Source organism: Arthrobacter sp. SAFR-023, from assembly GCF_051965295.1.
GTDB lineage: Bacteria > Actinomycetota > Actinomycetes > Actinomycetales > Micrococcaceae > Arthrobacter.
In genome coordinates, this window is record NZ_JBQCMF010000020.1 from 56,253 (window position 1) to 82,363 (window position 26,111).

A 26,111-nucleotide genomic window follows, 5' to 3' on the forward strand; every position below is an offset into this window, starting at 1 on the left:
CTCGTGACCGCCACAAAGCCGCAAGTCCCAGCCGCGCCCCGACGGGATACTGCGCGCGCAATCCCCGTGGGCCGCATCCTCGCCATGGCTGTACTGGTGTTGGGCGGGATCGGCATGATCGCCCCGTTCCTCTGGATGTTTGTCACGTCATTAAAGTCGCCGGAAAACGCCTATGACCTACCCCCAAACTGGATACCCCTTGAGTTCAGGTGGGACAACTACGCCCAAGCGGTCAACGGGCCCTTGCCCCTGCTGACCAACATGCTCAACAGCTCAGTCATCGCAATCGTCACAACTCTCGGGCTCCTCATCACAGCACCGCTGGCAGGTTATGCCTTTGCCAGGCTGAAATTCCCTGGTCAGAACGGCCTCTTCGTCATGCTGCTGGCCTCCATGATGGTGCCCATCCAGGTCACGGTGATTCCGCTGTTTCTCATTATGAGAAACCTAGGGCTTATCAACTCACCCTGGAGTCTGATCCTTCCCTACGTGACAGGAGCCTTCGGCGTCTTCCTGATGCGGCAGTTCTTCCTCACCATCCCCAAGGAGCTCATTGAAGCTGCCAAAATCGATGGCGCCGGGCCCTGGCAAACCTACCGGCTGGTCGCGCTCCCTCTGGTCAAGAACGGACTGAGCTCCCTAGGCGTTATCACCTTCCTCGCCAGTTGGAACGCGTACTTCCTGCCTTCTATCTTCCTCAGCAGCCAAGGTTCGGCCACCCTGCCCCTGGCCCTCGTCCTCATGCGAGGCCCGTTTAGCACCGGCCAGGTAAACATCATCATGGCAGCCACGGCTCTCGCCATCCTGCCGGCCCTGATCGTCTACGTGATAGCGCAGAAGTGGATCATTGAAAGCCTTACCCAGTCGGGCGTAAAGGGCTAGTAGACGCCTTGGCTGAGAGGCCGGCTTCGGGCAGCCCGGCTGGAGAAACCTTAGTGGCACAAGAAGCATCGGCAGGACGGAGGACAATTACCCTCATGGGTCGAGGCCTCTGTTGTTCCAACCGTGATGGATAATTCCCGACAGTAGTTCAGTGCCGCCAGTGCGGCGGCACTGAACTACTCTGCTGCGGGCCCACGCACGCTGATGACAGCAGCTATATCACGCGCCTCGAGGGGTCACTGAAAGACCGCAAAACTCCGATCACCCGACCATCCCACCTATCCGGAGCCCTGAGTGCCACCCAACCAATCCTCTCCACACATCGGCAGCGGCGACTGGGTTTATTTGAACACAGGCGACAGAGTTTCAGTCCGGCGTACTGGCGACTGTTGCAGAACCGGATATATCGACGTGATCAACGACGAAGCCAATATTTTCTGGGTCCAACTGGACGAAGGGAGAGGAAGAGTCCTCGTATACGACGGCGACGGGTCTCAAGTCCATAAACAGGCAGATGATGGTCCCGAAGACCGCGGGAAGAAGCATGGATAAGTCGTTGCCAGGTCTGGTCCCCGTACCGCGCCTGTACCGGCGCAGTCCTGCCGATCTTCTGAGACAACGGTTGTTCCACAGACATCGACCCCTTGACCGGGGGCCAGAGCCAGGCGACATCAGGGCTGGCCGCTGGCCTCAGACTTCCACGCAATCAACGGTCCTGGCTCGGAGACGCTCGTCGTCCTGGTCGACCACAGGCGGAAGGTACCCGCCCGCGATCAACGGAAACGCCTTTACATGTTCAACCTCCGTCCCCTACACCCCAACCTGACAGATGGTGCATGGCTGGGTCTGAAAGGCGCCGGCCCGGATCTGCAAGCCGCGGAGAAGCTAGCCCCTACCGCCCACACCTGAGGACAATCCATGGGTGGTTATCCATCGCTACTGTTGCTAGGGAGCTATCCCAACGGCTCCCCCAACTTCAGCGGTGGATAACCCGAATTGACCCCAGCTGTGGACGGGACAGCCGCACCAAAGGGAGCTTGTCCGAGCCAGTCAGGTTGACGGGATTGCGGAGGCCGGCACAAATCGCATGTGGCGCGAATTTGCTTTGGTGCAGCGGCTACGGCCTTCACCGACCAAGCAGCGGTCGCGGCCGCGAACCGGCCGGAAACTGCACCGCCGGCCCTGGTCCTGCTTATCAACAGGCACGGGGCTTTCAGCGACCACCTTTGGACAGGATCGCCGTCATCGCAGCCCGGACGCCAGTACTCAGGGTGGGTTCCAAAGCGGGGGCGAAATGTGGCGAGTGGTTGCCGGCGATGTGCCCGTCAGCCCTGAGCGTCTCGGCGGTATAGCCTCCGAAGGTCCAGTAAACCGAGGGGCAGAGATAGCTGTTGCAAGGGTCCGTTGCAGTTCCATGCAGTCTGCTCCGCGGCGAGGAGGTGTCTATGCCAGCTGTTTTGGCCGCTGGGTTGGCAGCAGGTATGGGACGTAGTCAAGCCGTGCGTGGCTGAGGATCTCGGTTTCTTCGCGCAACGCCGGGATGAGCTTTTCTACATGCTCGTCCGTCATATGCATAAGAAGACCGGCGATGGTGACGACGCCGGTAACCTGGCCAATGTCAGCGTTTACTATGGGCATTGCCAGCGAGCGGATGCCTTCCTCGTACGTCTCGACGGCGGTGGCGTAGCCGTCCGAGCGCGCCTGGTGGATGTGTGCCAGGACTTGTTCGACAGTACGGGGCGCGTTGGGTCCGAAGCCTTCAGTTGGGATGCCCTGCCGAAGGACGATTTCCAGGGCTTTTTCGTCGCTGAGTTGGGAGAGCCAGGCGTATCCGCTGGATGCGCATGCGAGCCGGACATCATGATGCATTGGCGGGTCGTATTTGATGTTCGATGTGGCACCTTGGGACTTCAGAACCCACATCAGGCGCCCGTCGTCGACTATGGCAAGGCGGACAAGTCCTCTGGAAAGCCTGGCGAGACGGTCTATGGATGGTTTCGCCTGGTCCACCAGGTCAATTTTGGACAGGTATGTCAGCGACTGTGAGATTTGCTTCAGGCTGAGGGCGTAGTCGCTGCCGTTGGTGCTTCGCCTGACGTAGCCGGTCTCGACGAGCTCTGTGACGAGTCTGTGGGTTGCGCTGTTGGGAAGCTGGAGTCGGGTCGCAATGTCGCCCAGAGCCAGACCTTCCGGTTCGGTGGCGAGCAGTTCCAGTATTTTCAAACCCCGCAGGAGAGCAGAACTCATTTGTATCCTTGGTCTGATCGGTTCATGAACGGGTCCATGTCTTCCTCCATGGGTCGCTGGTGGCCATCCTAGAGTTGGTCCAGGAACAGTTTCAGGCTGTCGATGCTCTGCGTGACTGCCGCAGTCTCGTCTCCGTTTCCGGGTTTGAGGAAGTCTATCTCGACTGCGAGCAGGCCGTCGTAGCCAACTCCCTGCAGGGCACGCAAGGCTCGGGGTACGTCGATCAGGCCTTCTCCGAGCGGAACGCTTGGCCAGAATCCAAAATGCCTGGGATCTCCGCGGTAGGCAGCGATGTCCTTTAAATGAACGGCCTTGGCGTGTGGGGCGAGGGCCTCGATGACGGGCATGACGTCTTCGAGCATCCGGAGATTGTTCCCGGTGTCCAGGCATATGCCCAGGTACGGGTTATCGACGGCCTGCAGGAGGTCGAGGATTTCCTCACCGTAGAGATCCGCGTGGTTCTCCAGGGCGAGAGTCACGTTTCGCGCTGCTGCCCGTTCGGCTGCTGCGCCCAACAGGGGAACAAGGAGTCGGCGATGCTCCGCCCAGTCCTCAATCCGGGTTCGACGCCCGCCCGCGCAGATACGCATGACCGAGGAGCCAAGGGCTGCCGCGACGTCGATGTGCCGTTCAAGATCGTGCAGCGCCTCGGGATCCTGGCCGGATGAGAGCCCGTTGGGATGGCCCCAGGCCCAGACCAGTTCGAGATTTGCTTCCTCAACCGACAGGCGGAGTGTATCGAGTGACTTCGCGGATAGGTCCGGCACCATGAAGTGCTCAATGGAAATTCCCTGCACGCCGAGGTCGCGGGCAAAGTCAACGAACATGTCAATGGACCACGTGCGGTCAGGAAAGCTCTCCAATTCCGGATAAACCTCTCCGAAGTACCGGTGAAAGCAGAACGAATCTATTGCGGTTTTCATGGGCGTCCCTTCATGGCCATGCCCGCGCCGAGTACGGGTACCTATTAGCCTAGCAAGCTTCTGGAATAGCGTTCCAGTTTGGAATTGCCTTCCACTTACTCTAGTGTGACTCGTGTCGCACGATGCGACGGGAAAAACCCAGTTCTAAGTCCAACCATTCAAGGAGGAATGACGTGACGACTACGTCCGCAGAGCCTGGGGCAGGCCATGTTACTGCCCGGCCGCGCCGCGCCGCCGTGGCAAGTTTTGTCGGCAGCGCACTGGAGTACTACGACTTCTTTATTTACGGCACTGCAGCCGCACTGGTCTTCAACAAGATCTTCTTTACAGCCGCGGATCCAGCGACCGGAACGCTGCTTGCATTGGCGACGTTCGGCGTCGGCTACGTTGCCCGCCCGATCGGTGCGTTCTTCATGGGTCACATCGGTGACAAGTACGGTCGCAAGACAATCTTGATCTTCACGCTGACCCTCATGGGCGCGGCGACGTTCCTCGTCGGATGCCTGCCCACCTACGGCCAGATCGGTGTTTGGGCCCCGATCCTTCTCGTTGCCCTGCGCCTGCTGCAGGGTTTCTCTGCCTCAGGTGAACAAGCCGGCGCGAATTCGCTGACACTTGAGCACGCCCCCGAGCACCGCCGGTCGTTTTTCACCAGCTTCACGCTCAGCGGTACCCAGGCCGGGCTCATTCTGGCCAGTGCCGTGTGGATCCCCATCAGCTCCCTGCCACAGGACCAGCTCCTCTCTTGGGGATGGCGTATCCCCTTCTACCTTGGACTCGTCGTCATGATCGTCGGCTACCTCATCCGCCGTACTCTTGATGAGACCCCGGCCTTCACCGAAGAAAAAGAGCAGAACACGGTCGCCAAGCTGCCGCTGGCCGAACTCTTCCGCCATAACTGGGCAGATGTGCTCAAGGTCGCCCTCAGCTCACTCGTCTCGACGGTCAGCACGGTGTTTGGCGTGTTCGCCCTGTCTTTCGCCACGAACACCGTCGGCGTCGACAAATCCGCCATGCTCTGGCTGTCCGTGACCGCCGCGGCGGTGGCTTTGGTTTCCATCACGGCGTGGGCTGCCCTTGCCGACCGCATCGGGCGGAAAAAGGTCTACATCTTCGGCGTCCTGGGCAGCGGCATTCTGATGTTCCCTTATCTCGCCTCCGTCAGCAGTGGCCAAGTACCCCTGATCTTCCTGTTCGGCATCCTGATGTCCGGCATCGTCTACCACGCCCAAAACGGGGTATTTCCAGCACTCTACGGCGAACAGTTCTCCACACAGGTCCGCCTTTCCGGCACAGCCATCGGCACTCAGATCGGTTTCGCTATCGCCGGCTTCATGCCCTCCCTGGCGGCCGGGATTTCGCCGGCTTCCCCCGATGGCTGGGTTCCGGCCGCCGCCCTTACCCTCACCTGCTGCGTCGTCGCCGCCTTGGCAACCCTGGGGATGCGGGAAACGTACCGTACCCCGTTGCGGGAACTGGGCGGCACTGGACGGCCGGAGAAACTCGGCGCCTCAACCAAAACCGGAAGGTCAGCATGAAAATCGCAGTAATCCACGGCCCGAACCTCAACAGGCTCGGGGTCCGTCGACCAGAGAAGTATGGAACCACCACCCTTCAGGACATTCAGAGCGACATTGATAAAACGGCCGCGAGGCTCGGTGTCGAAGTCCTGCACTTCCAGTCAAACAGCGAAACCGAACTCATCGAGTGGATCCACGCGATGCAGGAACAGACCAGCGGGATCGTCATCAATCCGGCAGGATTTAGCGCCTATTCCTACTCGCTCCTCGATGCCGTCCGGGACACCTTCCAGCCGTTCGCCATCGTGCATATCTCCCAATGGCATGCCATGGACGGGAAGGAACGCACAGATATCTTCGCCTCAACGGCCACCACATACATCACCGGAGCCGGGTGGCGCGGCTACTCCCTTGCCCTGGAAGCCATCTATTACAAGATTGCCGAAGCGAACTAAAAACATCCGCACTCGGATGCGAGACCCAAAACAGGACATAACCATGACAAAAACGCCACTGCGCATCGGGCTGATCGGGGCAGGCCGCATGGGCCGCAGCCACGCCCAATTCATCGCGGCTAACCCCGATACCGAACTCACCGCTGTCGCCGATCCGATCAACTCAGAACTGTCCAGCGCTTATGGCGCTGAACAGTTCGACAACTACGAAGCCCTGATCGCTGGGGCCAAGGTCGACGCGGTGATCATTGCGACACCGAACGACACACATGTCGAAACCGCATCCTTCGCCATCGAAGCTGGCATTCCCTGCCTCCTCGAGAAACCCGTCGGCGTGAACCTTACCGAAGTGGCCCGTCTCGCCGGCACAGTCGAGAGCACGGGAGTGCCGGTGCTGGTGGGCCACCACCGCCGGCATCACCCCCTGATCGCGGCGGCAAAGAAGGCAATCCAGAGCGGCGCAATCGGCGACATCGTCGCCGTTAACGGCTTGTGGCTCACCACTAAACCAGAGTCATACTTCGACTCCTGGCGACGTGGTCCGGGTGCAGGAGTGATGCTGATTAACTTGGTGCACGATCTGGACATCATGCGGTACCTCATCGGCGAGATATCCAGTGTCCAGGCAGTCATGAGCAACCGCATCCGTGGCTTCGAAGTCGAAGATACCGCGGGGTTGCTCTTCCAGTTCGAGCGCGGCACGATCGGCACCCTGACCGGCTCGGACACCGCAGCCGCACCGTGGGGCTGGGACCAGAACTCCGGCGACGACCCGCAGTTCGCCCAGCAGCCGGACGAACCAAGTCTCCTGATCGCCGGCACCAAGGGATCACTATCCGTGCCGCAGTTGAAGCTGTGGTCCTACCCCAGTCAACGAGACTGGCATACGCCCCTGACCACTGAGTTCCTGGAAAGGCCCGGGGGCGGCGCCCTCCAGAACCAACTGGCCCATTTCTGCGCAGTCGTCCGCGAAGAAGCCGAGCCAATCGTCAGCGTGGCCGACGCCGGACGATCTTTGGCCGCCGTCGAAGCCGCCCACGAAGCGGCACGGACACAGAGAGCGGTGGCTCCCGGCCTCGCAGGACTGGTCATACCTAAAGTCTCTGTGGCATAGCCCAAACTTTTGCCGGTCGACCTCAGACGTGCAGTTCCCACTCCGAGGTTCCCGCCCCAGGACAGCCCGGTCTGTTGAAGATCGGCTGGCTCGATGGACGAGGCTGCCGGCTCTTGACGTGCCAGGAAACGCTATATTGAAAAAACAATGGTTACCAGTGTCGATGTTGCAGAATTTGCGGGAGTCTCGCAATCCACCGTCTCCCGCGTTCTGAACGACGACCCCGCCGTCCGCCCGGCGACGCGTGAAAAGGTTCTTGCTGCAGCGGCTGAGCTCGGCTACGTGGTGAACATCAGCGCCCGGAGCCTGGTCACCCGTCGAACGCGGACGGTGGGTCTGGTGGTGGCCGATACAGCAAACCTCTTCTACACCCAGATCATCCATCTCATGCACCGGGAGCTCGCGGCCCGCAATTACCAGATGGTGATGATTCGAGAAAGCCTGGAGGCCCCGGACTCGCTCGCCGGCGCCACCCTCCAGGAGCTTCCCGTCGACGGTGCCATCTTCGCCTCAGCCACTGAGGGTTCCCCGACAGTCAAGAGGTTCAAAGAACGAAGCCTTCCCATCGTCCTGTTCAACCGGGACGACCCCAGTGTTGAGGCCGAGGTGCTCCTTCCTGACGATAAATCGGGTTGCCAGCAGGTAGCTGATCACCTGGTCGGCTTGGGCCACACGCGAATCGGACTCATCACCGGCTCCTGGTCGACGACCAGCGGCCGGCAACGGGAAGAGTTCTTCAGGGCGGCGCTGGAAGGACACGGGCTCTCCCTGCCCGAGGACATGGTGGAACGTGGGTTCCTTGACCACGACACCGGCTCCGCCCTGACCCGCAAGCTCCTCGCGGCGCCTAACCCTCCCACTGCCATTTTCTGCGGCAGTGACATGCTGGCCATAGGCGCCCTGGACGCGGCCGCCGAGCTGGACGTCGAAGTTCCGGACAGGCTGTCAGTGGTGGGCTTTGACGACCTCGAGCCCGCGTCGTGGAAGATGATCAATCTTTCCACCGTGCATCAACCGCTAGATGACATGGCGCGGGAGGCCGTAGCCATGCTAGTCGACCACCTGGAGGGGCGGCGTGAACAACGGCCAGGACGAAGAGTCTTTCCGGTGGAACTCATCGTCCGAGGCACATCAGCGCCGCCGGCACCGTCATCACTTAGGCAGCACCTCAGCGCATAAGACAGCCCGCCTGCTCTCCGCTGCCGGTGGCGTCTTGGAGGCGAGGGCAAGGCAATCCTGCGGGTCCAGGGGTCCGGACAGAACGACCCCAACCTGACGCAGACGTGTTCATCCAACGCGTCATGTTTTCCGAAAAGCTGGCCTCCCCTTGACGAGTGGCGGCCCTCACTACAATATGGGTACGTACCCATTGGGTACGTACCCATGATTCTTTAGCTCGTATCTTCGATGGAGAAGTTGTGAAAATAGCAGTATTGCAAGGCCCTAACCTCAATCGGTTGGGGAAGCGCCGTCCGGACAAGTATGGCCGGAAGACGCTCGCCGACATCACGGCGGAACTGGAGGTGCTGGCCGACAAACTCGGCGTCGAGGTCGTTCAGACCCAGTCGAATCACGAAGGCGGTCTCATCGACTGGCTGCATGAAGTCCAGGACGAGATTGACGGCATCCTCATTAACCCGGCCGGCCTCACTCCATATGGTCGGTCCCTGTACGACTCGCTGAAGGATGCCGAGCTTCCCATCGCGATAGTGCACATGTCTGCGATCTTCCAGTACGAGAAGCAGGCCCACCCCGATATGTACGCCGACCTGGCCTCGATTTACATCGCCGGGCTCAAGTCCAACGGATATGGGGTCGCGCTTGAGCACCTTGTCGAGCTCATCCGTGACAAGGAGAACTGAGAAGCCTCCCGGCCTGAATGCCCTCGGCCCGCATCGCGCCATCCCCGTCCGTTACCCCTGCCCAATGGGAGGCAAATCCAAATGACCACCACCACCGGCAATGAAGCCGCAACAACCAGCCAGAAACAAATCCGGAAGGTTCTCATCGGCGCTTCTGCCGGCACGGCCCTCGAATGGTTTGATTTCGCCCTCTACGGCAGCGTGTCTGCCATCGTTTTCCCGAAGCTTTTCTTTCCCTCCCTCGACCCGGTCGCCGGTATCCTTGCCAGCTTTGCGGCATTCGGCATCGGCCTGGCGGCCCGACCCCTTGGTGCAGCGTTCTTCTCCAATCTGGGCGACAAGATCGGCCGGCAGCGGACAATGGTTGCAGCCATCATTGCAATGGGCGTCGCATCCCTCGCCATCGGCCTCCTGCCCGGCTACAGCACTTGGGGCCTGTTCGCGACAGTCCTGCTTGTCTTCTTCCGTGTAGTACAAGGTTTTGCGCTCGGCGGTGAATCCAGCGCCGCGCAGATCATGGCCCTGGAATACGCCCCCTCCGGAAGACGGGGCCTCTATGGGGGACTCGTCAACATGGGCTCACCCCTGGGCCAGGTGTTCGTAGCGCTCACACTGATCAGCCTCCAGGGCCTGGTCGGCGAGCAGGCCTTCATTGACTGGGCGTGGCGGATCCCGTTCTTCATTGGCTTCATCATGGCCATTCTCGGCTACATCATCCGCCGGACGATCGACGAGACACCGGTCTTCAAGCAGGCCAGGGAAGACAACCAGGTCGTCAAGACCCCGCTCTTCACCGTATTCAGGCAGTACCCCAAGCACATTCTCCGACTGACATTCTTGTGGGCAGCGAACGTGGCGTGCTCCTACGTGGTGACAACCTACTCGCTGGATTACATCAAGCGCGTCCTGGGCATGACCTCCGATGTGGGCTTCTCCCTGGTGCTGATCACCAACGTTGTTGGAGTGTTCGCGATCCCGTTCGGCGGCTACATGTCAGACCGGTTCGGAAGGAAACCGATCCTTTACACCGGTGCGACCATGTGCATGATCGGCGCGGTGGCGTACTTCCCGCTTCTCAACACCAAGGTGTTTGGGCTCATGCTGTTGGGCAGCATCCTGCTGCTGGGTTTCCAGTACTTCGCATTCGGCGTCCTCGCAGCACTCTTCGCGGAGCCGTTCCCGACACACGTGCGCTATTCAGGACACGCGGCCTCGTACACGTTGACCAACTTGGTTGGGGGCGCCCCGACGCCCTTCGTGGCAGCACTTCTGCTCCAGAGCACCGGAAGCACCTGGAGCATCGTCGGCCTCCTTCTTGCGGCCTACCTGGTGACGCTGCTGATGATCAGGGCGACCCCCGAGACATTCAAGATGGACTTCCATGCCAAAGAGAACGAATAGGCAAGAAGGCGGAAAGTGGCAGCAAATCTAACCCTGGGCGCCATGGCCCTTCGGCAACGAGACCTTCGGCAATCAATTGAATACGCGCACAACGTCGGCTACACAGGCATCGGGATAAGCATCGGCGAATGCCTTGCCGCTCTGGAAGCAGGACTGGAACCGACCGATATCCGCAGACTGCTCGACTCCAGAAACCTGGAGCTGTCCGAACTCGAGCTCATCAGGCTGGGCGGCACGAGCTTTCAGAGCCGCATGAACGACGCCCTCGTCGAACTGGTTGCAATTCTCAAACCAAACCGGGTACACGTAGCCGCCTTCGACGGGGAACCAGCCGTCATACAACAGGAACTACGCGACCTCTGCCGCCTCCTGCCGGAGACGACCGTGGCAGTCGAGTTCATGCCATACAGCAAACTCCCGGACATCGAATCGACAATGGATCTGCTCGCAGGTCCCGGATGCGAACAGGCCACGATGGTTCTGGACGCAATACATTTCTTCAGGTCGGGAGCCTCCTTCACTGACCTCACGCCTGAAGTTCTGGAACGGGTTTCCGTCCTCCAACTGTCAGACCTTACGGATGCCCGGACGGACACCCGCTTCGAAAGTCGTCACCTTCGGACCTTCCCGGGGCACGGAAATCTTGACCTGCACGGACTGCTTCACACCCTGTGCAAGGGACGACCTGCCGGCGTCCCGCCCATCACTGTCGAACCATTCTCGGACGCCATCGACGCGCTTCCACTGCCCTGGGTCGTCCATGAGGCTTTTCTGTCAGCCAGTCAACTGCTGCGGGAGTGCAACTGGCCGACGCCACTACTCACTTACCAGCAGCCAATTTAGGAGCAATCTTGCCCGACTTGTCACCGAACACCATCTGGCCCGACCGTTTCAAACACAAAGTCATACTCCTGACCGGCGCTGCAGGCGGCCTGGGGTCAGCAGCGCGGTCACGGCTGACCGCGGAGGGAGCCATCGTCGTAGCCACCGACGCCCAGCCGCCGGCCGCGAACGATCCCCTTATGAGGCAACTCGATGTACGGGATCGGCAGGCATGGAAACAGGTGCTCGCTGACCTCTTGGAGGAACACGGCAGGCTCGATGGAGCACTGTTCTGCCACGGCATCCAAGGTCCCGAATCGCCCGTCGACGACATGTCGGTCGAGGGCTGGGACCTGACCTTCGACGTCAACCTCAACGGTTGCTTCCATGGACTGGCTCTCCTCCTTCCGGTGTTGCGCGAGCAGGGACATGGAAGGATCGCAGTACTGTCCTCCATTGCCGGGCGAGAAGGAAATCCGCATCAGGCAGCTTACTCTGCGTCGAAGGCGGCGCTGATCTCCCTCGTCAAGACAGCGGCCAAGGAAGTGGCCCCCTACGGCGTGACCGTAAACGCTGTGGCGCCGTCAATGTTCGAGACCCCACTTATCAACGCCCTCAGCCCGGAAAGAAACAAGGAACTCCTCGCCCGGGTCCCCATGGGCCGGATAGGCAAACCCGAAGAGTTCGCGTCCCTGGCCGCATGGCTCCTCTCCGAGGAATCCAGTTACATGACCGGCCAGACCCTGGACCTCAGCGGCGGCCGGAACACCGCATAGCCAGGCGCTTCCCCTCGCAACCTGCAACGCCCTAGCACCTTCACCTCAGCGCAGTACATGAGATTCTCCTGGCCGCACCATCAGAGGTGGGCGAAATGCTCACTTACCGCCCACTCCGGCATGTTCGTCCGCCGGGCGGCCTGGACTGGTCGACCCCGCCGCACTCTTCCCAGACGATCAGACCTTGATGAGCAAAAGGACTGAAACCCTAGGTCCCTGAACAGGACGAAAGACCACGGCGAGGTCGCATTCGCAACCCAAGTGACATCCACAATCAAAACGGAGCACCTACATGAAACCCGTCAAAATTGCCCTCATGGGAGCCGGGCTCATCGGCCGCGAGCACGCACGATTCCTCAAGGCCAACCAAGAAGCAGAACTCGCTGGCATAGCAGATCCTGCACCATCAGCCCAACAGCTGGCGGCTGAACTCGATGTGCCCTACTTCTCTGATTACGAGGACCTGTTGAGTCATGTCAGCCTAGACGGAGCCATTGTCGCTCTCCCGAACAGCATGCACCGGGAGGCGGGCATAGCGTGCATACGCACGGGCATACCTACGCTGATAGAAAAGCCCGTCGCTGACACTGAAGAGGCGGCCCTGGCTATTATCGAGGCGGCTGGCGCGGCCGACGTTCCCGTCCTCATCGGTCACCAGCGACGCCACAGCCCGGACATTGTCCGGGCCAAGCAGCTGATTTCAGGGGGACAACTCGGACAGATTGTCACCGTCAACGGCATGTGCCAGATCAAAAAGGAAAATCAGTATTTCGATAACCTATGGCGCCAGCAGCCTGGAGGCGGGCCCATACTTATCAATCTCATTCACGACATTGACACGTTGCGGTATCTCATCGGAGACATCCATAGCGTCCACGCGGTGACGTCCAACAATGTCCGAAAATTTGCAGTTGAAGACAGCGCCGCCGTGATCCTGAAGTTCACTAACGGGTCGCTCGGAACTCTGTTGCTGAGCGACTCCGTTGCCTCACCATGGTGCTGGGACCTGAACTCAGGACAGGGCGCGTATTTCCCCCATACTCCTGCGGATGCCTACCACATCGGAGGCACCGAAGGCTCGCTGGCCATCCCAAGCATGAAGCTCTATAAGCACGCTGAGGGCGGAGACTGGCACGACCCCCTGATTGTCGAAAAGCATGAAATAGCAGAATCTCACGCATACGCCGCTCAGCTTCAGCACTTCATTGACATCATCAGAACCGGTGCCGAACCCTTGATTGGAGCTCGGGATGGTCTGATGACACTTGCCGCGACCTTGGGTGTGGGACGCTCAGCCGCAGAAAACCGAGAAGTCTTCATGGATGAACTACTGCCGATGGCGGAACACAGCGTCTAGCCCACAGTTCGAACTGCGGTGTACCGACCACGACCAGTGGACTGCCTAGCGGGATACGCCTGTCCACCTACCTACACCCCAACCTGACAGATGGTGCATGGCTGGGTCTGAAAGGCGCCAGTCTGGATCTGCAAGCCGCGGAGAAGCTAGCCCCTACCGCCCACACCTGAGGACAATCCTTGGGTGGTTATCCATCGCTACTGTTGCTAGGGAGCTATCCCAACGGCTCCCCCAACTTCAGCGGTGGATAACCCGAATTGACCCCAGCTGTGGACGGGACAGCCGCACCAAAGGGAGCTTGTCCGAGCCAGTCAGGTTGACGGGATTGCGGAGGCCGGCACAAATCGCATGTGGCGCGAATTTGCTTTGGTGCAGCGGCTACGGCCTTCACCGACCAAGCAGCGGTCGCGGCCGCGAACCGGCCGGAAACTGCACCGCCGGCCCTGGTCCTGCTTATCAACAGGCACGGGGCTTTCAGCGACCACCTTTGGACAGGATCGCCGTCATCGCAGCCCGGACGCCAGTACTCAGGGTGGGTTCCAAAGCGGGGGCGAAATGTGGCGAGTGGTTGCCGGCGATGTGCCCGTCAGCCCTGAGCGTCTCGGCGGTATAGCCTCCGAAGGTCCAGTAAACCGAGGGGGCAGAGATAGCTGTTGCAAGGGTCCCGAAGTCTTCACTGGCCATCATCGGCGGAACCTCGCGGACCTCTTCCTCTCCGATCGTGGCCCGAAACTCCTGGATAAGTTGATCTGTCGCCGTGGGATCGTTGTAGCACAGCGGAAAAGAATACAGCTCCTCAATTTCAGGGGGCGGCGCGGAGGAGGCTTCTGCCTCTGCGCGGATGATGCGGCGGATTGATGTCAGCACGGCATCGTGCACTTTCTGGTCGAAGGACCGTACGTTTATGGTGAACTCGGCCATCGCGGGAATGATGTTTTCCTTCAGGCCCCCGTGGAAGGTTCCGATTGTCACGACCGCGGACTGCACGGGGTCCAGCTCACGCGAAACGATGGTCTGCAGCCGGACCAACATGTGGGCCCCGAGCACGATCGGGTCGATCGCTTCTTGGGGCTGGGAACCATGCGCCTGACGCCCGTGGACAGTGACCTTCCAGGAAGCGGCCATGGCCATAGCGGTACCGCGGCTGATGCTTACTGTGCCCGCCAGACTCGGCACGACGTGCTGGCCATAGATTATCTCGGGTTTCGGAGCCCTGTTCCACAGACCATCGTCGACCATCGCCTGCGCTCCGGCGGCCGTCTCCTCCCCCGGCTGGAAGAGGAAGACGACTGTCCCTGTCCAGGCGTCGGTGGCACCCGCGAGCAAGGCCGCCGCAGTCAGCGCTGCGGTGATGTGCGTGTCATGGCCGCAGCCGTGCATCACCGGAACCTGAGTCCCGTCAGCCAGGGCACCGGTGGCCTGGCTGGCGTAATCAAGTCCTGTTTCCTCCTTGATCGGCAGACCGTCGATGTCGGCCCGGAAACCCACGACTGGCCCCTCGCCGTTGCGGAGTACGCCCACGACGCCCGTCCCGCCGCAGCTAAAGGTCTCCGCTCCGGTGGCAGTGAGATGCTCGGTAATGAGCCTTGCGGTCCGATGTTCCTGCATGGACAGTTCCGGGTTAGCGTGCAGATGGCGGTACAACTCGTGCATTCGGGCAGTCTCCTCGTGCGTGAGTTCCAGATCCCGCAAGGCATAACCAAACATGTGTTGCCCTTCTTCGATTGGGTATTTTTGCTGTCGAATGTCGTTCTAGTCGGGTCCTCCAGCCAGAACGGGCGCGCCGTGGAGCGCTTGAGGGATGGCGATCAGATCTTGGTTCGCGGCCGTCTCAGTATCTTCCAGCACCCGGAGGACGTTGCCGAAAGCGAGGCTGCGCAGATCAGCAGGCGACCAGCCCCGTTCGGCTAACGCTTCAATGACCGTCGGGTAGCCGGACACCCCGGAAATTCCGCGGGGCAGTTGTTGGATGCCATCGAAATCCCCTCCAATGCCGACATGCCGGGGTCCTACTACTTCCCGTGCGTGTTCCATGTGGCGGACGATGTCAGAGATGGCGGCCTGCGGAGCCTGGTTCTGCGACGTCCACCGGGTGAATTCTGCGGCCGCCGCAGTGTCCTCTTCCACCTGCCCTGCATGGAACCCTGTCCGAAGGCCGAGTCTCTGCCGGACTTCATCAGAACGTCGTTCGTAGTCCGCGCAGGCCTCTGAGATGAAGGCGGGAACGAAGGTCAGCATGAGCACGCCGTTGTTTCCAGGCAATCTCTCAAGCACGCCATCCGGCACGTTTCTGGCGTGGTCGGTGACGCTGCGGCAAGATGAATGGGAGAAAATTACAGGAGCAGCGCTCGTGTTCAGCGCGTCATGCATCGTCTGCTCGGCCACGTGAGACAGATCAACTATGAGACCAAGACGGTTCATTTCGCCGACCACGCGTCTGCCGAAGTCGGTGAGCCCATGGTCGACCTGTTCGCCGGTCGCCGAGCGCGCCCATGGCGTGTTGTCGTTATGTGTGAGAGTCATGTAGCGGACGCCGAGACGTCTCATCATCCGAAGCACGCCAAGCGACGCGTCGATGGAATGCCCTCCTTCTATGCCCATCAGCGAGGCAATTTTTCCCTCTGCGACGGCGGTTCTTACGCCGGCGGCAGAGTCCACCAGGCTGAATGTCTCGGGATTCTTGGAGATGATCCGGTGTACGCAGTCGATCTGTTCGAGGGTCGCCACGACGGCGTCGGCCGGCGGCATGTTGGACGGGACGAAGACCGACCAGAATTGCGCACCGACCCGGCCTTCCCGGAGCCGCGGAATGTCTGTGTGCAGGCGGGGCTGGTGCTGCGATAAGTCGATCTCCTCGACGCGGGAATCGAATTTCTGCCGCAAAGCCCAAGGCAAGTCGTTATGGCCGTCAAATACCAGGGTGTCGGCCAGCGCGGAACGAGTCCGAAAGGATGTCATCGGGCGGCGCTCAATTGCTCTAGGGCAACCCATGGCTCATGGAGTCCGAAAGCCTGGGGGCCAAAGACTTGCAGCGCTTCCGGGGTCCGCATGATCGCAGGGGTCGAGATTCCATAGACGGCCACCCGCTGTCCGAACCGCAGGGCCTCGGAAGTGATGGGTGTGCCCAGGTCAACATCAACTATCGTAATAAGATCCGGAACAATGGCGACCACCGCACCATTCTTGTGTGCAATGACGTTCTCATTCCGGAACTGGATCCGCATCTCGTCGCCACCATCAAATGACTCCACAGCGGCAAACCCTTGAGTGAACCCGTCCCTGACGAACCTCTCAACGTCAACGACTTTTCCCCGCATGAGCACGGTTCCATGACCGTATATTGTGTCCTTCAGGAAGGCACTGAGTTCTGCCAGCGGATCAAGATGTTTGTCCTTGGCCTTACGCAAAGTCCGACCGATATTGAGGGCCAGCGTGACGGTGTTGCGGATCGCAGTACGCTTGACGTCTGCTCCGCTCATTGGATACTCGGCGATGTATGCCGCGCCCCCCATCTTGATGGTGACCGCGCGGGCGAAAGTCTCCATCCTCTGGTTGTCCTGGCCGGTATCGACGATGCACGTGTGCCCGTTTTCGTCCGAAACAGCGAGCGGTGATCCGGACACTCCATAGACTCCGAACGTTTCCATTTGAAGCTCCGGGAAGGCTCGCCCCATTCCGTCACCGTCCACCACCGGGATACCTGCTTCGGCGGCGACGACCAGGGGAATCATGGAATTCAGTCCACCGCACTCCATGGGGATTGTCGCATCGGCTGTTTTTCCGAGGTGTTTCTCCAAGGCACGGAGCGACAGGACTGCCTCAGTGCCGGCGGGGACTTTCTCGACTACGACAGTCGGAGCGCCCATCATGGCCGTGGAAATGACAAAGTCATCGTCATCAAGTTCGGTCGGATCGAGGATTTCGATCTTCTTTCCGTTCTTGAGGCATTCCTCGACGAGGAGCCGGCCGATGAGCGGATCTCCGCCGCCGCCTGTACCCAGTATTGCCGCGCCCCGCGCCAAGTCAGGGACGTCGTCTAGTGACAGATAGAAACTCATGTTGTTCTTCCTTCTACTTCTTGCAGTCAGCGTTTCGTGTGTGGCTACTTCGACGCCGGCAGGTCGCCGACCGCTTTGACGCGTACCCGGGACGCGTTTCCGGGCAGATACGCCAGAGGCAGCTCATCGATCTCCACGATTTGGACAGTGCTGGCTTTGGCTCCGGCAGCTATTGCTTTGCTGATTGCTTCCCCCCTGGCCTGATCGAGCACTTCTTCGCGCTTTCCTGCCGGGATAGCAAAGATACGGTCGACTTCGCCACCGACTTGGGCAATTGCGGCGCCGATGGCATTCGCCACTCCGGAGTGCCCCGGACGGGCAACGTCACTGGCACAGGCCATCTGTTCTGGTACCAGGAACGCACCGCCGCCGACTGCGACCACCGGGACGAGGTCGGAACTCGTGCGCATCCGGTCAACCGTCTCCGCGATCCTTCGGTGGATTTCGTCTTTGGCGGCCTTCACCATTGAAGGATCCAGATGGCTGACACGGCCGGGGTCACCGATCTCCGCATCACCCGCGGCGACCATGATGTCGGTCGCTGTCAGAGTTTTGCCTCCGAAAACGAGCGCATCCTCCGTGACTCTGTAGCCCACGCTGTCCGGCCCGACTGTCACACCGCTGTCGAACCTGATGCGGCTGCCGCCACCGAGGCCGACGGACAACACATCAGGCATACGGAAGTTGGTTCGGATTCCCGCCACCTCGATTTCTGTTGCCGCTTCGCGGGGAAAGCCGGACTGGAGAACTCCGACGTCCGTCGTTGTTCCGCCAACGTCGACAACTATGCAGTCTTTGAGGCCCGAGAGGTAGGCGGCGCCGCGCATTGAGTTGGTCGGTCCTGAGGCAAAGGTAGCCACTGGGTATTTTCGGGCGAAATCGACGTCCATTAATGTGCCGTCGTTCTGGCTCAAGAACAGCGGTGCGTGGATGTTTAGAGCCAACAGGGATTGATCGAGTGAAGAACACACATCTGCCGAAAGCTCACGAAGGGCGGCGTTGATGATTGTTGCGTTTTCCCTCTCGAGGAGCCCCACCCTGCCGATTTCGTTGGAAAGGCTGACCGGAAGTTCCGGAAACTCGGCGTTGATGATTTCCGCTGCCATTTGTTCGAACTCGGAGTTGACTGGGGAAAACACGGACGAGATTGCGAAACTGCGTGCACCCTTTGTTACGGCGTCCTGGGCTGCCCTGCGTATCTCGTCGTGATTGATCGGCGATATTTCCCGTCCGTCGAACTCATGACCGCCGTGGCACATATAGGGCAAGGCGTGCAGCGCTTCGGTAATCCGTGCCGGCCAGCCCACGAACGGCGGCAATCCGCCCGTTGCAGGAAGTCCGAGCCGGATTGCCGCCGTCGGTGCCAACCGTTCGGCTTCGACGAGTGCATTGATGAAATGGGTGGTTCCGATCATGACGGCGTCTACGTCGGCAGGATCAAAGGAGTACGCGCTCTGTAGTCGGCGGAGGGACCCGGTGATCCCCTGTCCGACGTCACTCATTGTCGGACTTTTTACACCTGCGAGGACCTCGCTTCCGTCAATGAGTACCGCGTCCGTGTTGGTCCCGCCGACATCGATGCCTATCTTCACTTGTAGTCCTCCTGCAGTTCGCGTGTTTCAGTAATCGGTCGGCGTGAAAGCGCCTCTTCGGATGTGCCTCTGATCAGGCCGAGTTTGCCCCCGATGACGTAAAGAATGAGGGAAGCACCAAGCGAATTCAGGGACCCTACCCCCCAGGGCAGGAACGTTCCGATCAGCACCGAGGCGGCCCAGACCACCAGGGTCCCAACGACCCACGTTGGCTCTGTTGCCGGCAGGCCGGGGGCAGATGCGGATAGGACGCTTCGCCATTTCTTCACGATGTAATATTCGGCGACCATGATGCCGGCGATGGGGGGAAACGTGACTCCGAGCAGGATCAGGAAACCAACAAAGTAGTTCAGTATTCCGGCAGCGGCGAGTGCGCTGCCGAGGATCCCGATAAAGATCGTGACCCTCGTTCGGCTCACTCGCTTCTTGAATACTGTCTCGACGAAGTTCACGATGCCCAAGGATGCCGAGTACAAGTTCCAGTCGTTCATCTTGATCGTGCCGGCAACGATGATGATTGTGCCGACGAACCCGCTGCTGGAAGTGACAATCGCGATGATGTCGTTGGTTTTGAGTGCATGGGCGAGGAGAACGCCGGCGATGGCCACCATGAATTCCCCGAGGGTGACACCGACGAGCGTCTGCTTGACGACATCGGAGGGTTTGCGGTTGAAGCGCGTCATATCGGGGGTGATTACCATGCCGACAATGAATCCGCCTGCCACCAGTGTTGTCCCGGCGGCCAGGCCCAGGACCGGTCCCGGGGCCGGCTGGTTGACCAGATCGCCGAGGTTGTGCTTTTGCAGCTCAGAGACAATGGACCAACCGGCGAGCAGGAGGAACGCGGGGATCGTAATGTACGCGGTCCAAGCCATGCTCTTGAAGCCGTAAATGACTATCGCGGTCACTGCGCAGCCGACTGCAAGGGACCACGCCCATGCGGGAATAGCGGGCGCCAGCTTGGCAAGCCCTTCAGCGGCCACTCCGCTTTGGACACCGAACCATCCGACCAGGCTAAGGGAGATGAACAGGGCGATGATGCTGGATCCATGGCGTCCAAAGCCGGTCCATCTGGCGAGAACCGATGTCGAGAGGCCTTCTTTTTGTCCGAGGATTCCCGTCATGATGGCAACCACCTCCAAGATCACTGATCCAAGGAAGATGGCGAGCAAGGCGGTGGGAAAGTCCATTCCAAATCCCAAGGCTGCACCCAGAAGGAACTGAGAAAGCGCTGACATCTGGCCGAACCTTTGAACTGCCACCGACCACCAGCTGTAGCGGGCGTGGTCAGGCACACGCTCCAGGGCGTAGTCCTCCTCCCCCGCGTGTTTCTTATCAGTAGTTGTTGCCATCGGGACTCCTTGGCTATGAGGTACCTACCCGGAAGAGATGAGGGGTAGGAGGGAATGAATAGAAGTTACGGCCCGTGGCGGTCGTTATCAATGGTTGCTTCGACTACTAAATGCACTCAGGATGTGCATACTTAACACATTCGTTCCCCACAGACGCAGGCGAAGGAGGCAGCCATGTCTTGGCTCCTGACGGCTACGGACCTGGAAGCGTTGGAGTTTGGCGCTAGAATGCAGGGCTCGGGAGGGGCCGGTGACACACATGCCATGTCTCTGTTGGCTCGGGATCTGTTGGATCATTGTGGCGGCGTGACCGTATTTCGGCCAAGTAAAATCCTTTCCGGCGATGTCGTTGTGGCCGTTGGCCTGGCGGGGTCGCCGTTGGCCTTCAGCGAAAAGCCCAGCGGACCGGGGCCTTACGTGCGTGCTTTTGAAGCGGTCGCCCAGAAATTTCCAGGCCGGCGAGCACTTGTCTGTGCCTTCGAGATGGCCGGGATCAATGCCTATGCACCGATCCTGGTGGCCGCGGCCTTGGGTGTCCCGCTGGTCGATATGGATGGCATGGGGCGAGGACTCTCGGGACTGCACCAGACAACCTTCAACGCGCATAGTGTCTCGATGACTCCTTGTGCCCTCGTAGACACTTCGGGGAGATGCGTCGAAATTTCAGGATCGAGTGCCGAAGAATCCGAGCGCGCCCTGCGTGTTCTCATGGGATTGTTTGGTGGCTGGGTGGCGTTCGCGGGGTACCCCATGGATGGGCGACAGGCGAGGGAAGGCGGCATAGGCCAGACGCTTCGACGAGCTTTGGAGCTTGGACGCCAGTTCCAACAGTCCAGGAAACAAACGCAGTCCGTGAGTGATGCGATATCCCATTTTTGTTCCCGCACTGCGGGATGTCGCTTTGTGGGCCGCGGGAGTGTTGTGGACGTTCACTGGGAAGCCGCCCCTCGTGATTCCGGTGCCGGGGGACAGGCCAAAGGAACGATGATCGTTCGGGCCGCAGGAAGATACCTTCGAATCGAGGCGCAGAACGAATTCCTGCTGCTCGTAGACGAAGGCCGGCTGCTTGCCAAGGCCCCCCAGATTATCTGCCTCCTGGACAGCCATACCGGTATTCCCCTCCTTAGCGAGCGCATCCTGCCCGGGTACGGGGTAGACGTCGTTGTCTTTGAGGCTCCGGGCGAATGGAGCAACTCTGCTGCGCAGGCCTTGGTCGACATCTCCGGCTACGGGTACTCAATCCCTTCCCTTGGAGACTCACTGTGAGAGCCCGGCTGGCACTTCGGGAACTGCTGCGGTGTCCGATGCTGCTGAACAGCTCCGTGATCGTCGAACACCCCGTTTCGAACTTCACGTTTATCTGCATTAACGAGATCAGCGCCAGCGGCGCCGCCACCACTGCCTATCTTGATCCACCAGACGAAGCGCAGGTCAGCAATCTCGAAGGCATCTGGATATCCTCTTGGATTCCCTCCTATGCCCTGGAAATTCTGCTTCCACAGCTGAAGCGAAAGGGCGTGGGCGTAGTGATCCTGATACCAACCACGCCACAGGACTTCCAATCAGTTTCGGAGTTCGGCCTTTCTACCCTGGAACTTGCGCGAAAACTGAAAATGAACGTGGTTGCGCTCCACCAGCCCCAAGCGACTGTGGCCGTTGCCGCATCCCTCAGCAGGTTCTTAGGCTCGGATCTCTGGGCACGGTCCATTAATATGACGGCCTTCACCCATGCCGTCCACCAGATGGAGCCAAGCCCCGAACGAGTCGCTTCTGAACTCAGAAAGTATGTCAACGCGCGGATAGCAGTGATCAATTCGCTCGGCCTGCCACTTGCGGGCGCCGTGGAACAGCCGCTCGCATTCGGCAACGTCGGGGCGACGCCCTTGTTTGACACCAGCCAAGCCCCAAACCTCATATCGGTTCCGTTGCCCCCGCTGGTGGAAGACGACGATCCAGCGCTTTGGATACTCGCGGAATTTCAGCCTGACGCCCCGCCCTTTGAGCTGGAGGCGGCACAAGAGCTTATGGAACTAGGGGCCCTCTCGTTGCTCAGGTGGCTCAGCCGTCAACGCTTCGCGAGCGAGCAGTTTCAATCCGCAAGATCGGCGATCGTCTCGCAGCTAGCTGTCGCTGGCGGAGCAATTCCGGACCACGTGATCTCTCAAGCTCTCAGCGTCGGCTGGAACTTAAACGGATGGCACACTCTCGTAAGTGTTCGTGCCCCACGGAAATCCCTTGCCCACGACATCGGACGAATGCTTCCAGCCGCTTTGAGCCGGTATGACTACACAGTGGACTCGTCCGAATACATTGATCATTGGCTTATCTGGGAAACACGGCAGGACCAACCAACCCGGGGAGACTACAGGGATTTCGTCGCCGCTCTGGATTCCCTACGACCACCGCCAGAAACAGGAATCGTTTTTGGCGTCGCCAGGCCACGCCTTGGACCTGAAGGATTTGCGAGAAGCATTGCCGAGGCTGAAGACTTCGCTCGACGAGCAAGCTCTAGCAAAGGACGTCGGCAGATTGTGGACGCCCAGGAATCTGCCGCCACCCAATTGATCCGCACTACGCTCCACGATCCCGCACTGGTTCGCCAAGCCACGAAGTTTCTAAAACGACTGTCCGAACCAGACGCCGACTATCTGAGGAAAACGCTGAACACCTACCTTCAAAGCGAATCTAACCTCGCGGAAACGTCGCGCGCCCTTGCAGTCCATCGAAACACGGTGGTTAAGAGAATAGAAAAAATCGAGGAACTCCTGGATGCACCGCTCGAAAACCCTGACACCAAATTTGCCTTACGCATCGCCCTCAGAATCTTGGAAATCTCCGCCACCGAGTAGCCGCATCGTCGCCCGACAGCAGTGAAAGGCTCCGGGCTTGATTCCAGATGAAAGCTCGCGTCCCTGAAAGTCGTGAGGAGATGTCTCACTGCGATTGCCTAATAGGTTGAACTACACCCCAACCTGACGTCAGACGACCGCCTAAAAGGCGTCAGAGTAAAGTCCGTTTTCGTTCTTGTTGACGCACCCTGGCGAAGGTCTAAGATCTCAACCGGACACTCCAGTCGCGCATTCGGTCCTCCAGAGCGACACTCAGAGCCTGCCCCTATGTCCAGCAGTTTGCGTGAAGACCAGCCTCCCAATACTCGTATACCTGGCCCGAGAAACTGCCCGGCTGAAGGTCTCCAGCGCTACATTGGCGGGCGTGAATTCACAGATGTTCCCACTCCCGCACCTGGTGGCATGGTCAAGTTCGTTGACCTCGAGCATGCAGCGTTCAGCTCCTTGAGACCTCGATCGGAGTTGCTGACCTTCGCGCTGCTCCGCCATCCGCTGTTCGAGCAGTGGCTACCGCTCTCAGGGGCCGCAGTCCTAGGGTTGCCGGCCGGGTAGCTGCCATACTTGTCACCGGAAGTCGGTCAGCCAAGGTGGCCACGCCCGGACACCGCTTCTTAATCGGCCTTCGCCTGCGGCGGAACCAATGTTTCGGGTCACTCGTTGGTAAAGTCACGAGAATGAGCTCCGTTCCCAGCGTGCCAAGTCCGGCATTCCCTCCTCCATTTCACCCTGAAACTGCAAAACCGGCAGCGGGAACGGCATATCGCTTGACAGCAGGGTCACTCAAAATAGGTGCCTCACCTTCGGCCAGTGACTGGATACTTCCAATTAACAAGAAGATGGGTACATGTTCGGCTTCGGGAGCGAATGAAAAGCGGGAATGCTATGGGCATTCCGTATTCATTGAGTTGCAAGATCTCGTGAATGCGCAAAAGAGTAACCCTTGGGCTCGGAAAAAGTCTATATCTTCTATTGATTTGACATGTGGTTGGGTTGACTCAAGTCCTAGTTCTATTGGGGCCTCGCATCATGATTGGTGGCCCGATCCCCTGACGCACGTGCCAGAAGCGATTTGTGTAGCGGAAAAACCATGACTCTCGTACCCGCTACAGACACCGCGCTCGGTCGGCTTGTCATTTCCGAGATCTTCTTCGAGCATGATGGACCTCGCCTCTTCACAGCCAAGAACAAGGCGGGACACGTGTTCTTGGCCAACTGCGTGGACGAAGACGAAGATGAGCAGACAGAAACCTATCTCTATGTTTCTGTATCCAGTGCCCGGATGAAACTGATTCGTAGCGGACATGTCCCTCTTCGGGAGGCCTATACCCAAGCCGAAGATGGGTTTGTCTACCAGGTAACAGCCCAATATGGTGCAGAAACTCCACGGAATAGTTTGGCCACTATCGAGGCCGACCTGATTGATAATGATTGGCTTCCGTTCGAGGACGCGAAGTTGGATATTGCAACGGAGACTCTCCCTGCATTCGACCCGGACCGGTTCAGTGCCGACTCTCGCGGCGAGTTTAGGACGCGCATTGCGTTGGAGGTCGATCCCCCCAACGCGCGGAGAACTGAGTATTCCTTGCGCTCACTATCCCGCTTGGCAGGTTCTTTTCAGGATGCTGTAGATTCCCTTGCGCAAGAAGAACGGGGCCGTCCCACAGCTCGCGGGGTGATACCTGAGGAAATTCTCCAAGAGTCTGAGTTGGTATTTGCGGGGGCCGAGGCGGCTTCATTTGTCTTGGTTTTGGCACCGAAATCAGGCCCAACTCTGGTCGGTGATCTTGTCAACCGATCAACTGAGAGACTGCTGGATCTACTAGCGGCCGCTGACTCTCAGCATGACTTAACTGAGCTGCTTAACGGTTACGGAGTGCGGGCCAGGAGTAAGTTCCGCAGCTTGCTGACAGTGCTTTCAGACGACGAGACCGGGGCCGGCGTGTTTCTAGCAAACCAGTCCGGGGAATTAAGAACGGTAAAAATCCGCCTCGAATCGGTACGTCACGCTTTGGCGATTATTGACGATCGGAATCCTGACAGCGAAAAGCTGGCCCTCAAGAGGGTGACGCTGGTTGGTGTCAATTTGCGAACTGGGATTTTCGAGCTGTTCGACAATGTGGCTGGGCAAAGGTATTCGGGACAGATGGCACCAGAGGCCAAGGCACAGATATCGGGGCTTCCAACGGGAGACGAACATTTTTACGCTGCGGAGCTCTTGAAGACTATGGAGTACTCAACCATGACCACCGACGTTTCCAGCAGTTATCGTCTTCTGCACATTCGCCGAGTGGACGAGGCGTTACTTACCTAGAAGTGCAGCCCGTGGCCGAATGGAGGAGCTGATTTGGTTGGCTGGTTACTGCCTGTAGGCGGCGATCGGTCTCCCGATTCTCTCTGGGCAAGATGCCACCGCAGACTGAGCACCCAATCCTCCATCCTGATCACCCACAACCGTTTCGAAGGTGGATTGGTGACGGCGAATTCGAGGCTCTGACACCGGCCTTCGGTATTTCAACGCGATCCACGCCGCCCTCTCAGCTCTCTAAAGAGAACCCGCCCACTCCGACAGGCAGACCTTTGACTTCATCAACGCCTCATCATCCTGTCAAAACCTTTCAGCGTGATAAGAAGTTCTCAGACGGCATCATCGCCTCTGCTCGCGCGAACTAAGGCCTCGCTCCACCAGAGGATTCACTCATGGGGATTTTGATATTTCTACTCATCGCCGCCGCAATAATCTGGTGCATCCGCCGATCCAAACGGGCCAAAAAACGGAACCAGATCCCGACGTCGTCTCAGCCAAGGCACGGCACCGGCGCCCGTGTGTCAACGGCCATTAGGAATTGCCCGTAGGCGGCCAGCATTTCTGCCCGCTGGTGGCCAGTAGAACTGCCCAGTGGT

At 59.4% G+C, this 26,111-nt stretch carries 20 protein-coding genes; 13 read left to right on the forward strand and 7 right to left on the reverse strand.

Annotated elements, in window-relative coordinates; all coding sequences use genetic code 11:
- Positions 1-3 precede the first annotated feature (3 nt).
- A complete protein-coding gene (locus ACTHQX_RS19045) occupies positions 4-882 on the forward strand; it encodes a carbohydrate ABC transporter permease (protein WP_440158730.1) in 879 nt (292 codons plus the stop codon).
- Between the two features lie 1,443 nt (positions 883-2,325).
- Here ACTHQX_RS19045 and ACTHQX_RS19050 read toward each other — a convergent pair.
- Together ACTHQX_RS19050 and ACTHQX_RS19055 are read right to left on the reverse strand one after the other, a co-directional pair.
- On the reverse strand, positions 2,326-3,129 hold the full coding sequence (locus tag ACTHQX_RS19050; protein ID WP_236805988.1) for an IclR family transcriptional regulator: 804 nt from the start codon (positions 3,127-3,129) through the stop codon (positions 2,326-2,328).
- Positions 3,130-3,197: 68 nt separating this feature from the next.
- Positions 3,198-4,052 (reverse strand): sugar phosphate isomerase/epimerase family protein, encoded by an 855-nt coding sequence (locus ACTHQX_RS19055; RefSeq protein WP_236805987.1) that lies wholly within the window; start codon positions 4,050-4,052, stop codon positions 3,198-3,200.
- A gap of 173 nt (positions 4,053-4,225) precedes the next feature.
- Here ACTHQX_RS19055 and ACTHQX_RS19060 point away from each other — a divergent pair, with 173 nt between their 5' ends.
- The 9 genes from ACTHQX_RS19060 to ACTHQX_RS19100 all read left to right on the forward strand — a co-directional run bounded on the left by ACTHQX_RS19060 (position 4,226) and on the right by ACTHQX_RS19100 (position 13,359).
- Positions 4,226-5,590: an MFS transporter gene (locus tag ACTHQX_RS19060; protein ID WP_236805986.1), complete on the forward strand. Its 1,365-nt coding sequence runs from the start codon at positions 4,226-4,228 to the stop codon at positions 5,588-5,590.
- Positions 5,587-6,027, forward strand: a complete 441-nt coding sequence (locus tag ACTHQX_RS19065; RefSeq protein WP_236805985.1) for a type II 3-dehydroquinate dehydratase — start codon at positions 5,587-5,589, stop codon at positions 6,025-6,027. The genes ACTHQX_RS19060 and ACTHQX_RS19065 overlap by 4 nt, the downstream gene beginning before the upstream one ends.
- A gap of 43 nt (positions 6,028-6,070) precedes the next feature.
- Positions 6,071-7,141 (forward strand): Gfo/Idh/MocA family protein, encoded by a 1,071-nt coding sequence (locus ACTHQX_RS19070; RefSeq protein ID WP_236805984.1) that lies wholly within the window; start codon positions 6,071-6,073, stop codon positions 7,139-7,141.
- A gap of 147 nt (positions 7,142-7,288) precedes the next feature.
- Complete coding sequence (locus ACTHQX_RS19075; RefSeq protein WP_236805983.1) at positions 7,289-8,320, forward strand: LacI family DNA-binding transcriptional regulator; 1,032 nt, start codon at positions 7,289-7,291, stop codon at positions 8,318-8,320.
- Positions 8,321-8,559: 239 nt separating this feature from the next.
- Positions 8,560-9,003, forward strand: coding sequence for a type II 3-dehydroquinate dehydratase (locus ACTHQX_RS19080; RefSeq protein WP_236805982.1), 444 nt, complete (start codon positions 8,560-8,562; stop codon positions 9,001-9,003).
- 81 nt (positions 9,004-9,084) lie between these two features.
- The gene (locus ACTHQX_RS19085) at positions 9,085-10,404 is read left to right on the forward strand and encodes an MFS transporter (RefSeq protein ID WP_236805981.1); all 1,320 of its coding nucleotides are present in this window, start codon (positions 9,085-9,087) and stop codon (positions 10,402-10,404) included.
- A gap of 15 nt (positions 10,405-10,419) precedes the next feature.
- Complete coding sequence (locus ACTHQX_RS19090) at positions 10,420-11,247, forward strand: sugar phosphate isomerase/epimerase family protein (RefSeq protein WP_440158727.1); 828 nt, start codon at positions 10,420-10,422, stop codon at positions 11,245-11,247.
- 8 nt (positions 11,248-11,255) lie between these two features.
- Complete coding sequence (locus tag ACTHQX_RS19095; RefSeq protein WP_236805979.1) at positions 11,256-12,002, forward strand: SDR family NAD(P)-dependent oxidoreductase; 747 nt, start codon at positions 11,256-11,258, stop codon at positions 12,000-12,002.
- Positions 12,003-12,294: 292 nt separating this feature from the next.
- Positions 12,295-13,359: a Gfo/Idh/MocA family protein gene (locus tag ACTHQX_RS19100; protein WP_440158726.1), complete on the forward strand. Its 1,065-nt coding sequence runs from the start codon at positions 12,295-12,297 to the stop codon at positions 13,357-13,359.
- A 474-nt stretch (positions 13,360-13,833) separates the two neighbouring features.
- Here the strand turns inward: ACTHQX_RS19100 and ACTHQX_RS19105 are convergent, their stop codons facing one another.
- The 5 genes from ACTHQX_RS19105 to ACTHQX_RS19125 form a co-directional block, all read right to left on the reverse strand.
- A complete protein-coding gene (locus ACTHQX_RS19105) occupies positions 13,834-15,012 on the reverse strand; it encodes an amidohydrolase (RefSeq protein WP_440158725.1) in 1,179 nt (392 codons plus the stop codon).
- Positions 15,013-15,111: 99 nt separating this feature from the next.
- A complete protein-coding gene (locus ACTHQX_RS19110) occupies positions 15,112-16,317 on the reverse strand; it encodes a dipeptidase (protein ID WP_236805976.1) in 1,206 nt (401 codons plus the stop codon).
- Positions 16,314-17,417, reverse strand: coding sequence for a DUF917 domain-containing protein (locus tag ACTHQX_RS19115; RefSeq protein WP_236805975.1), 1,104 nt, complete (start codon positions 17,415-17,417; stop codon positions 16,314-16,316). Before ACTHQX_RS19115 ends, ACTHQX_RS19110 begins: the two co-directional genes overlap by 4 nt.
- A gap of 44 nt (positions 17,418-17,461) precedes the next feature.
- Entirely contained in the window at positions 17,462-19,009 is a 1,548-nt protein-coding gene (locus ACTHQX_RS19120; protein ID WP_236805974.1) for a hydantoinase/oxoprolinase family protein, read from the reverse strand.
- Complete coding sequence (locus ACTHQX_RS19125) at positions 19,006-20,361, reverse strand: purine-cytosine permease family protein (protein WP_440158724.1); 1,356 nt, start codon at positions 20,359-20,361, stop codon at positions 19,006-19,008. The genes ACTHQX_RS19120 and ACTHQX_RS19125 overlap by 4 nt, the downstream gene beginning before the upstream one ends.
- 174 nt (positions 20,362-20,535) lie before the next feature.
- On the opposite strand from ACTHQX_RS19125, the gene ACTHQX_RS19130 reads away from it, so the two are divergent.
- From ACTHQX_RS19130 to ACTHQX_RS19140, 3 genes are all read left to right on the forward strand, one after another.
- Complete coding sequence (locus ACTHQX_RS19130) at positions 20,536-21,627, forward strand: DUF917 domain-containing protein (RefSeq protein WP_440158723.1); 1,092 nt, start codon at positions 20,536-20,538, stop codon at positions 21,625-21,627.
- Between the two features lie 38 nt (positions 21,628-21,665).
- A complete protein-coding gene (locus ACTHQX_RS19135) occupies positions 21,666-23,210 on the forward strand; it encodes a PucR family transcriptional regulator (protein WP_440158722.1) in 1,545 nt (514 codons plus the stop codon).
- Between the two features lie 1,087 nt (positions 23,211-24,297).
- Positions 24,298-25,521, forward strand: coding sequence for a DUF6575 domain-containing protein (locus ACTHQX_RS19140; protein WP_440158720.1), 1,224 nt, complete (start codon positions 24,298-24,300; stop codon positions 25,519-25,521).
- Positions 25,522-26,111 lie beyond the last annotated feature (590 nt).